Source organism: Psychromonas sp. (assembly GCF_983033635.1).
Genome location: NZ_CEZLMY010000127.1, coordinates 1 through 10,142, shown reverse-complemented (window position 1 = coordinate 10,142; position 10,142 = coordinate 1). Strand labels below are relative to the sequence as shown.

The window sequence follows — 10,142 nt, the reverse complement described above, 5'->3', positions numbered from 1 at the left end:
CCCTCGCTGGTTTTCAAGACCAGTGCATTCAGCCGCTCTGCCACCCCTCCGGAACAAAGCGAATAATACAGACTATAGGTTTCACTTGTAAAGCTTAAAATAACAAAAAAAAACCGTACGCCTAGAAAAACAACAACCTGAGCAAATAATCACCATAAAACATTGTTTTTTTAGCTTTTAGTTGTCAAACAACAAGCGATTAAGCAAATAAGTTGCTCACTAAATAGAGCGTTTTATCTACTGACAGGCGCTAAGTAATATGAGTTTGCGTTTTAATAATACAATTGTCAGGAAAAAACCGTCTTATTTCTCATATTTATTGTTGCCAAGTCGTTGCTCCTGTATCCTAGCGCCTTATTTATTATTTCATTTATTATTGCTAGGCAGACTGAATATGCAAGAGTTATATAACCCTAAAGAGATTGAAAACAAGTTCCAGACCAATTGGGATGAGAACCAATCATTTAAAGCCACGGAAGACCCGTCTAAAGAGAAATATTACTGCCTGTCAATGTTTCCATACCCAAGTGGTAAACTGCACATGGGCCATGTGCGTAATTACACCATCGGTGATGTAGTTTCTCGATACCAGCGTATGCAGGGTAAAAATGTAATGCAGCCTATGGGCTGGGATGCATTTGGTCTTCCTGCTGAAAATGCCGCGATTAAAAACAATACTGCACCGGCAGGCTGGACTTACGAAAATATCGCCTACATGAAAACCCAGCTTAAACAGTTAGGTTTTGGTTACGACTGGAGCCGCGAACTGGCAACCTGCCAGCCAGAATATTACCGCTGGGAACAATGGTTCTTCACTAAGCTGCTTGAAAAAGATTTAGTATACAAAAAAATGGCAACGGTTAACTGGGATCCGGTGGATCAGACGGTACTTGCAAACGAGCAGGTTATTGACGGCCGCGGCTGGCGCTCTGGTGCAGTTGTTGAGCAGAAAGAGATTCCACAGTGGTTTATTAAAATCACCGCTTACGCACAAGAATTATTAGATGATTTAGATCAGCTTGATGAATGGCCAGAGCAGGTTCGCACTATGCAGCGTAACTGGATCGGCCGTTCTGAAGGTGTCGAAATGGACTTTAAAGTAAGCGGCAGCGATCAATCGTTCTCTGTTTACACAACTCGCCCAGATACCGTAATGGGGGTTACCTATGTGGCAGTTGCCGCACAGCATCCTTTAGCACTTGCAGCAGCTGAAAACAACCCGGCATTAGCGGCCTTCTGCAAAAAATGTAAAAACGTAAAATTAGCAGAAGCTGAAATTGCGACAATGGATAAAGAAGGTGTTGATACCGGCCTTAAAGCGATTCACCCTATTACAGGTGAAGAAGTGCCGATCTGGACAGCTAACTTTGTACTGATGGGTTACGGCTCTGGTGCAGTTATGTCAGTACCTGCTCACGATCAACGTGATTACGAATTTGCTAATGAATACGGTTTAGAAATTAAAGCTGTTATCAAACCTGCAGACAGTGAAGTTGATGTGTCAACTGAGGCATATACTGAAAAAGGTATCTGTTTTAACTCTGGTGATTTTGACGGTTTAGATTTCACTGCAGCATTTGATGCGATTGAAGCAAAATTAGTAAGCGAAAGCAAAGGTAAACGCCAGGTTAACTTCCGTTTACGTGACTGGGGTGTTTCTCGTCAACGTTACTGGGGCGCGCCAATTCCAACATTAACATTAGAAGACGGCACGGTTGTACCAGTACCTGAAGATAAACTGCCGGTTGTATTACCTGAAGATGTGAAAATGAATGGTATTACTTCACCAATCAAAGCAGATTTAGAGTGGGCAAAAACCACTTATAACGGTCAGCCGGCAACACATGAAACAGATACCTTCGATACGTTTATGGAATCAAGCTGGTATTACGCACGTTACTGTTCACCACAAAGTGATGAACAGATGTTAGATCCGGCTAAAGCCAACTACTGGCTGCCGGTTGATCAATACATTGGTGGTATTGAGCACGCAATCCTGCACCTTTTATACTCACGTTTCTTCCACAAGTTATTACGTGACTTTGGATTAGTAAACTGTGATGAGCCGTACAAAAAACTCTTAACACAGGGTATGGTTTTAGCTGACGCTTATTACTATGAAGATGAGAAAGGCGGTAAAGTGTGGGTTTCTCCAAGCGATGCAATCACTGAAACCGATGAAAAAGGTAAAGTAATCAGCGCTAAAATGGAAAACGGCCAAGTGCTTGTTTTTGACGGCATGTGTAAAATGTCTAAATCAAAAAATAACGGTATTGATCCGCAAGAGATGATTGATAAATACGGCGCAGACAGCGTGCGTTTATTTATGATGTTTGCCGCTCCAGCAGAGCAAACCCTTGAGTGGTCTGATTCGGCACTTGAAGGCTCTTTACGTTTCTTAAAACGTTTATGGAAAGTTTCATTTGAACACGTTGCACTAGGCGAAGTCGCTGACTTAGATGTTAAAGCACATACTGACGCTCAAAAAACGCTACGCCGTGAACTACATAAAACCATTGCTAAAGTGACCGATGATATCGGCCGCCGTCAGACATTTAATACAGCAATTGCATCGGTCATGGAGTTAATGAATAAATTAACTAAAGCGCCGACTAAAGCTGAACAGGATCGTGCTATTTTACAAGAAGCCCTGCTTGCTGTGGTTAAACTGTTGTCTCCTATTACGCCGCATATCTCAGCAGAGTTATTTGAAGCATTAGGACAGTCTGAGGATATCTTAAATGCACCTTGGCCGAGTGTTGATCAAAGTGCGTTAGTTGAAGACTCAAAACTAATTATCGTACAGGTTAACGGTAAGTTACGCAGTAAACTAACAGTGCCTGCCGATGCAGGTAAAGACGCGGTTGAAACACTTGCACTAGCGGATGAAAATGTGAACAAATTTACCGATGGTAAAACTGTTCGCAAAATTATTTTTGTTCCAGGTAAATTACTGAATATTGTGGCTAACTAAATAGTCGTTAATCAACAATAACCGAGAGTAGAAACCACCCTGCTCTCGCATTCAGATCAAATCAAACAACTTAAAAGGCTGCCTATGCACATCCACTTTATCAAAGCTTTTTACCTTAAACTCAGCTTTATTTTATTGTCTGTTTTATTAATAAGTGGTTGCGGTTTTCACCTGAAACACAATGACGGCCTTGCCGATAAATATCCAAAAATCTTCCTGCAAAGTAGCGATCCCAACGGTGAATTAACACGTTTTGTTAAAATTCGTTTACGTGGTGCAGGTATTGAAATTATGTCATTACCCGCGGCAGATATTGCCACACTTAAAATAGGGGCTGAACGCCGTTCATCCCGCACCATCTCCCTTTATGTTAACGCACAAAATGCGGAGCAAGAGTTAGGTTATAATCTCAGTTATTCCATCCAAAGTCCTGGTTATCAAACCCAATCATTTACCGTTAACCTGTATCGTGATTTCCTTGATAACCCTGCTCAAGCATTAGCTAAATCACGTGAAGAGGAGTTATTAACCCAAGAGCTTCGCGTCATTGCAGCCGATCATATTATTACAACTATGCTCAGCTTGAAAAATGAAAGAAGTGATCTGATTAAAAATAATGAAAGCAATGAGTAATTAACAATGCGTATTTATCCGGAGCAATTGTTGCAGCATCTCAAACAACAGTTGCCAAGTTGCTGTCTTATTTTTGGGGATGAAGCGCTACTTTGCTTAGAAGCGCTTGATCAAGTTCAGCAGATAGCCAAATCACAAGGCTACTTAGAGAAATTTAGTTTTAGTCTTGATGGTAATTTTGAAAAAGATCTGATTTTTAGTGAATTTAACAGCCTCTCTCTCTTTTCAGAAAAAAAGATAATCGAACTAACCTTCACTAAAACCAGCAAAGATAATACCGCTTTTATACGCGAAATTACGCAGCTGTTACATGCAGATATCTTATTAGTACTGCAGGGTCCAAAACTCAACAACCAGCAGATGAATAGTGTGTGGTTTAAAACGCTAGAGCAGCAAGGGATCTTTGTCAGCACCAACCAGCCTCCTGCACATCGTTTTCCACAGTGGGTTTTTCAACGACTTAAAACATTACATTTACGAGCTAATAAAGAGGTCGTTGATTACCTATGCATTCACTTTGAAGGCAATTTATTGGCGGCCAAACAAGAGTTTGAAAAACTTGCTCTATTATACCCAAAGCAGCATTTAACCCTGCAGCAAGTAGAGCAAAGTATTACTACTCATAATCATTTCAGTCTATTTCAATGGACTGATAGTTTATTAGCTGGTGAACTGACGCGTGCAACACGGATTTTAAAGCAGCTAAAAGCTGAAGGCACTGAACTACTATTGCTCAGTGCAACACTAAGCAATGAAATACAAAAACTGCTTAAATTAAGTTATCAAAGTCAGCATACCCCGCTAGCACAACTGCTTAACCAGCAAAAACCAAAACTGTGGCCAGCCAAACAAAAACTAATTAGCGATGTTTTATCACGTTTAAGCACCAGTCAATTTGAAAAACTGACTATTGAGTGTGCGGCAATGGAAATTGCTATAAAAGTTGAAAATAGTGACAATAATTGGTTAAAACTTGAGGCTATCACAGCCTCTTTTTTCTGACTTTAAAAGAGAAAAACAATAGATGCACAATAATAGCCAACAACAAGCAATTGGATTTTTAGGAGGTACCTTTGATCCTATTCATTTTGGACATCTACGCCCAGCTCTGGAAATAAGCGAGGCATTATCACTGCAACAACTTTTTCTAATGCCTAACCATATTGCGCCTCACAAATCAGCCAGCCACGCCACCGCCAAACAACGCAGCGAAATGGTGAAATTAGCAATACAGCATCAAGCTAGAATAGAGATGGATACACGGGAATTAAATCGTGCTAAGCCCAGCTACACTATCGACACCTTAAAAGAATTAAAAGCGCTTTACCCTAGCACACCAATCTGTTTTATTATGGGGATGGACTCTTTAATCAGTTTTGATACTTGGTTTCAATGGCAGGAGATACTCAATTATTGTCATTTAATTATTAGCCAGCGCCCAAGATGGCATTGCCAGTTCAATAGCGCAGTACAGGAGGTTGTTGATCGTTGTAAAACAACCAACAAACAGGAGCTGCATAACTTACAGTCAGGTAAAATCTATTTTCAAACCACCAGTCAACTTGACATTTCATCAACTGAAATTCGCCAGTTATTAAACAAAAAAATCAGTATTGATTATTTAGTACCCGAAGCCGTTAACGACTATATTAAAGAGCATAAGTTATATGAGGCTATTTCCAACTAGCCCTGTCACAGTTAGCAATAAATAATGAGGAAAAATCATGCCATTAATTAAGAGTGTTTTTTTTATTTTTTTTGCTAGCTTTTTACTCGCCTCTATCAGTTACGCAACACCTCCGCCAGAGCCTAAGCAACAAGCAATTTACAGCCAAATGTCCATCCATCATCCGGTTTGGGCAGAACATGGCATGGTATCAACACAAGAGGCTTTAGCAACACAAATTGGGGTGGATATTCTCAAACAAGGTGGTAATGCAGTTGATGCTGCGGTTGCGGTTGGTTACGCACTTGCAGTAACGCTACCAAGAGCCGGAAATCTTGGCGGTGGTGGTTTTATGCTAGTTTATTTAGCAAAAGAGCAGCGTGCCATTGCCATTGATTATCGAGAAAAAGCCCCGGCAAAAGCCACTCGCGATATGTATTTAGACAAAAATGGCCATGTGCAAAAACAGCTATCTCGTAGTCATGGCCTAGCGGTCGGTACACCGGGTACAGTGATGGGGCTGGAACTTGCCCGTAAAAAATACGGCTCATTAAGTCGCAAGGTTTTATTAGCACCGGCCATTAAACTGGCCGCATCAGGTTTTATTGTCAGCCCAGACTTAGCAAATTCATTAAATAGAGCAAAACCACGTTTAAGCCAATGGCCAAGTAGCAAAAAAATCTTCTATAAAGAAGATGGAAGCAGTTACCAAGCGGGAGAACTGTTTATACAAAAGGATTTATCACGCAGCTTAAAACGCATTGCAGAACAAGGGAGTGACGGCTTTTATCAAGGTCTTACCGCCTCACAAATTGAAAAATCAGTCAAACAGGCTGGCGGTTTTGTTTCACAAAAAGATCTAAAAAATTATCAGGCCATTGAACGTTTGCCCATTCAGGGCAACTACCGAGGTTATCAGGTAATCTCTATGCCTCCGCCCTCTTCTGGAGGTGTGCATATAGTACAGATGTTAAATATGTTAGAAAAATACCCGTTAGCGAAAATGGGACATAACAGTGCTGAAAGTATTCACCTAATGGTTGAAAGCATGCGCCGTGCTTACGCTGATCGCAGCCTTTACCTTGGAGATAGTGACTTTGTAAACGTACCAGTCATGGCCTTAACAGATAAAAAATATGCACAATATCTGATTAAAGGTATCGATCCAAATAAAGCATCATTAAGTAAGAATATAAGCCCCGGCAAGCTGCAACCTTATGAAAGCAATGAAACCACCCATTTCAGTATTATGGATAAATGGGGTAATGCCGTATCTAATACCTACACACTCAATTTCAGTTATGGCTCGGGATTAGTTGCGCAAGGCACGGGTATTTTACTTAATAACGAAATGGATGATTTTTCAGCTAAACCCGGTGAGCCAAACGGTTACGGTTTAATTGGTGGGGAGGCAAATTCCATTGAGGCTAATAAACGTCCGCTAAGTTCGATGAGCCCGACAATGATACTTAAAAATAATCGTCCCTATTTAATTACAGGCACCCCCGGTGGCTCTCGTATTATCAGCACAACACTGCAAATAATTTTAAACGTGCTAGATTATAAAATGAATATAGCAGAAGCAAGCGCAGCCGTGCGTATTCATCACCAGTGGTTACCCGATTATATTCGCGTAGAAAAAGGCTTAAATAAAGACACCATTAAACTACTTAAAGAAAAGGGCCATAAAGTCAAAGTACAATCGGTTATGGGGAGCACACAAACTATTATGAAAAACGACAAAGGGTTATATGGCGCATCCGACCCACGAAAACCCTCAGCATTAAGTAAAGGTTACTAAAGAGTATTGCGCTTTCATTATCCCGAGCTGTGGTTAACTAAAATTATAAGTAATAATAATCGAGCCGTAACGGGAACTCTCATTTTGCCCATGATACTGATCTGTCTGCTGCAATAGTGTATATACAAAGTTCCAGCTATTGAAATTAACCATAATACCTGCCGATATAGCAAACTGTTGATGGATCAGATCTACACTATGACTATCTTGAAAAGTATTACCATCCATAAAAATATCATTGGCAACATAAAAGGCGGATGCATTAGCAAAAAGATACCAGCCATTGGCGCTATTATTAAAACGGTTGAATTTCCTAATGGGAAATGCAGAAGCCGATGAAAAATTATTTGACAAATCTTCCCCCCAACGCACTCCCACTCCAGCCCCAACATCTGAACGTAAATTACCTATTCCACCATTTAAACCGGTAATCACATCAAACTCAGCAATACCTAAAGGTTTATCATAAACACGCCACAAACGTTGCGCTTGCACACGAAAGACAAATTCATTGTTAATTTGATTATCCCAACCTTGCGGTTCACTCGCCCCGATTATTTTATGTACCATATGTTGCACATATTCAGCGCCGGAGGCCGGACCAACAACTCCTAAAGTTAAGCTTAGTTGATCGTTGATAACATTGTCATAAGCGCTTAACTGCGCATCCCAGGCAAGTAATCCAACGTAGGGCGCATCCTCTTCAACAAGTTCTTTAACAGAGATATCAATCGCCGTTTGTATTAGTTGCCCAACAGTATAGGCAACGCTATAGGTTTTATCTGATTGTGAAGTTAAATAACTTTTATCAGCAATATAGGCTATCCATAATGGTAAAGTTTCATTATCTAATGCACTCACATCATTATATCCCCAAGAAAAAATCAGGCCGTTGCTATAGAGACCATCATCTCTAAAAAAAGAATCATTTTCAAAAGAGAAACTAATAAAGTCTACCTTATCGTTATCAGCATAACTAAGCGGGGTGAACAGCAGCATTACAAAAATAATTAATGTTTTCATATCCCCTCTTTTTTTATTATCTGTTATCACTGATTTTTTAATTCTTAATGTAGAAAATCATTTTATAAAGATATGGAAAAGTGCTGAAAGTAATTTAAGGTCAATCACTAAACAAGTTAATTCAACCACTTGTGCTTTTATTGATAATAACAAGATATTATTTATGTTTTCAGCATTTATCGTCGTAAATAACCAAAAACTAGTTTTTAAGTGACCATTACTTCACTTTGAAAGTGCAAAGCTAATTAAACAAGTAGTGTAAAACCAGATGCTCAACAAATAATTTTGATTTTTCCGCATTGCCTTTAAGATGCAAACCATACTGGACTAATTGCTTATTCTTACTTATTTTTTTACTGTTTTTCACTGCAACAGGAATCATTTGAGCTTCCTGTTCACTATCAAGAGTAACTTTTAAAAGATAATTTTTATCAAGGGGCGCCCCTTTTATTGGAGCACCAGTGAATGCGCCACCATTAATCGAAATATCGGTTAATACCCCTTGGGAACAGGGCTTTTGTGTTTGTTGGTCGAGTAGCGATGCATCGAGATGTGTTGGCAGGCGAGAATGTAAACGTAATGCAACCTGCTGTATACTTTTAGGGTAATCCAGAACTAACCAACGCCCCGCAATACTCATCAGTTTTTGTACCTGACTTTGGAAAGCTATAATATTGGCGTCAGGTTGGTCACTATTCACTAGACGCACAATCACTTTTTGCCCTTCTCGAATATACTCTTTAGCTGATAACCACTCAGAATCACTGCTCATAGCTAAAATAACCGACATATATGGATCAACACCAATCAAACGGGTTTTTATACGGATAGGCTGTGTCGGCGTAATTATTTGTAAATAGACCTCTGTTTCACAGGGCATTTTATTTAAATGTGCATATTCGTCCAATAACTGATTAACCACCTAAATGCTCCTATTGATCACAATAAGTTAAATAAGTACACGCTAAACGGCACTGTTTATTTCCATTATAGGCTGAACAGAGAAGTAATGGTTATTGAAGAGGAAATACAGCTAAAAGTGTAGGTTATTCGTGTAATTAATATGAAAAACATGAACGAAAACAAGTGCACACAATAGGTTTTATGATTTTTAAAGCAAGGCTAGTCGGCAGGGAATATTATAAAATTGGATTAAGCGCTAAATAACGCTTAACACTAGAATAAACTTCAAGAGTTAAGCGGTTATAATTAGCTTATTAAAATTGACTGAGTACAAGCAGTTATTTAATAGTTACAATATCACCCACAAGAGCGACACCCGCTATAAAGGTGCCTGAACCACACTGAAACGTTTTATTGCTAGACGTTAAATTGTTTTTGTAATTAGATTTTATATTAATAACGGCATTTGCACCTTTTTTCTCAGCTTGCTCTTTTAATGCAATCATTGCGGATAAAAATACCCATTCGCAAGCTTCTGAATCTGTTTTATTAAAAGCATTAGTCTTTTTATTAGTTTTAAACAGACCCTTTTTTTTGAACACTTTTCCATGTTTTTGCTTGCCAAAATGAAACGTTACATCATTTCCCAATTTATCTTTAGCATGCACAGAGCTTAATGCATCTTGTATCGAATAATCATTAATATCATCTCGAGCATAACTCATCGATGAAAAAGCCAACATATTAACAACAAAAAAAACTATAATGGATCTCATTTCGCATTCCTTTATCAAATAATTAAAATTTCGGCAAACAATACCAATAAATAGTAAAAACTCAATAAATTTCGAGTATTTAAAACAGTTCCGTGAAATTGAGCGATAAGTCGGCTTGTTTAAAGTATATTTGCTGAAATAGTCCCTGTTGAAGCAATTACCACTTCACAATGCTAGGGGCTTTTTATTTTTTCTGCAAATCACAGACAGCCTTTACCTGCCCCACACAAATACTTGCATCATTAGCCGGTAATTTTTTATGCCACAAAACCTCTATCCCCTGTTTTTGCAAAAGAGCTGAGGTTGTTTCAATCAATAGCGTATTTTGAAAACAGCCACCGGTTAATAATATTTGTGTTACACAAT

General features: G+C 39.1%; 9 protein-coding genes. 5 read left to right on the top strand and 4 right to left on the bottom strand.

Annotated elements, in window-relative coordinates:
* The first annotated feature begins 394 nt into the window (after positions 1 to 394).
* From leuS to ggt, 5 genes are all read left to right on the top strand, one after another.
* Positions 395 to 2,974, top strand: coding sequence for a leucine--tRNA ligase (gene leuS, locus AC4GME_RS14025; protein WP_490377665.1), 2,580 nt, complete (start codon positions 395 to 397; stop codon positions 2,972 to 2,974).
* A gap of 84 nt (positions 2,975 to 3,058) precedes the next feature.
* A complete protein-coding gene (locus AC4GME_RS14020) occupies positions 3,059 to 3,607 on the top strand; it encodes an LPS-assembly lipoprotein LptE (protein WP_490377659.1) in 549 nt (182 codons plus the stop codon).
* 6 nt (positions 3,608 to 3,613) lie between these two features.
* Entirely contained in the window at positions 3,614 to 4,609 is a 996-nt protein-coding gene (gene holA / locus AC4GME_RS14015; protein WP_490377660.1) for a DNA polymerase III subunit delta, read from the top strand.
* Positions 4,610 to 4,631: 22 nt separating this feature from the next.
* Positions 4,632 to 5,294 carry a nicotinate-nucleotide adenylyltransferase gene (gene nadD, locus AC4GME_RS14010; protein WP_490377661.1) on the top strand — a complete coding sequence of 221 codons (663 nt, stop codon included), beginning with the start codon at positions 4,632 to 4,634 and terminating at the stop codon, positions 5,292 to 5,294.
* Positions 5,295 to 5,331: 37 nt separating this feature from the next.
* Positions 5,332 to 7,074 (top strand): gamma-glutamyltransferase, encoded by a 1,743-nt coding sequence (ggt, locus tag AC4GME_RS14005; RefSeq protein WP_490379615.1) that lies wholly within the window; start codon positions 5,332 to 5,334, stop codon positions 7,072 to 7,074.
* Positions 7,075 to 7,107: 33 nt separating this feature from the next.
* Here ggt and AC4GME_RS14000 read toward each other — a convergent pair whose 3' ends face one another.
* From AC4GME_RS14000 to AC4GME_RS13985, 4 genes are all read right to left on the bottom strand, one after another.
* Entirely contained in the window at positions 7,108 to 8,097 is a 990-nt protein-coding gene (locus AC4GME_RS14000; RefSeq protein WP_490379614.1) for a lipid A deacylase LpxR family protein, read from the bottom strand.
* 241 nt (positions 8,098 to 8,338) lie between these two features.
* Positions 8,339 to 9,019 (bottom strand): flagellar brake domain-containing protein, encoded by a 681-nt coding sequence (locus tag AC4GME_RS13995; RefSeq protein WP_490379613.1) that lies wholly within the window; start codon positions 9,017 to 9,019, stop codon positions 8,339 to 8,341.
* A 319-nt stretch (positions 9,020 to 9,338) separates the two neighbouring features.
* Positions 9,339 to 9,776 (bottom strand): hypothetical protein, encoded by a 438-nt coding sequence (locus tag AC4GME_RS13990; protein ID WP_490379612.1) that lies wholly within the window; start codon positions 9,774 to 9,776, stop codon positions 9,339 to 9,341.
* A 184-nt stretch (positions 9,777 to 9,960) separates the two neighbouring features.
* On the bottom strand, positions 9,961 to 10,142 hold a 182-nt coding region (locus AC4GME_RS13985), incomplete at its 5' end, for a Kae1-like domain-containing protein (RefSeq protein ID WP_490379611.1).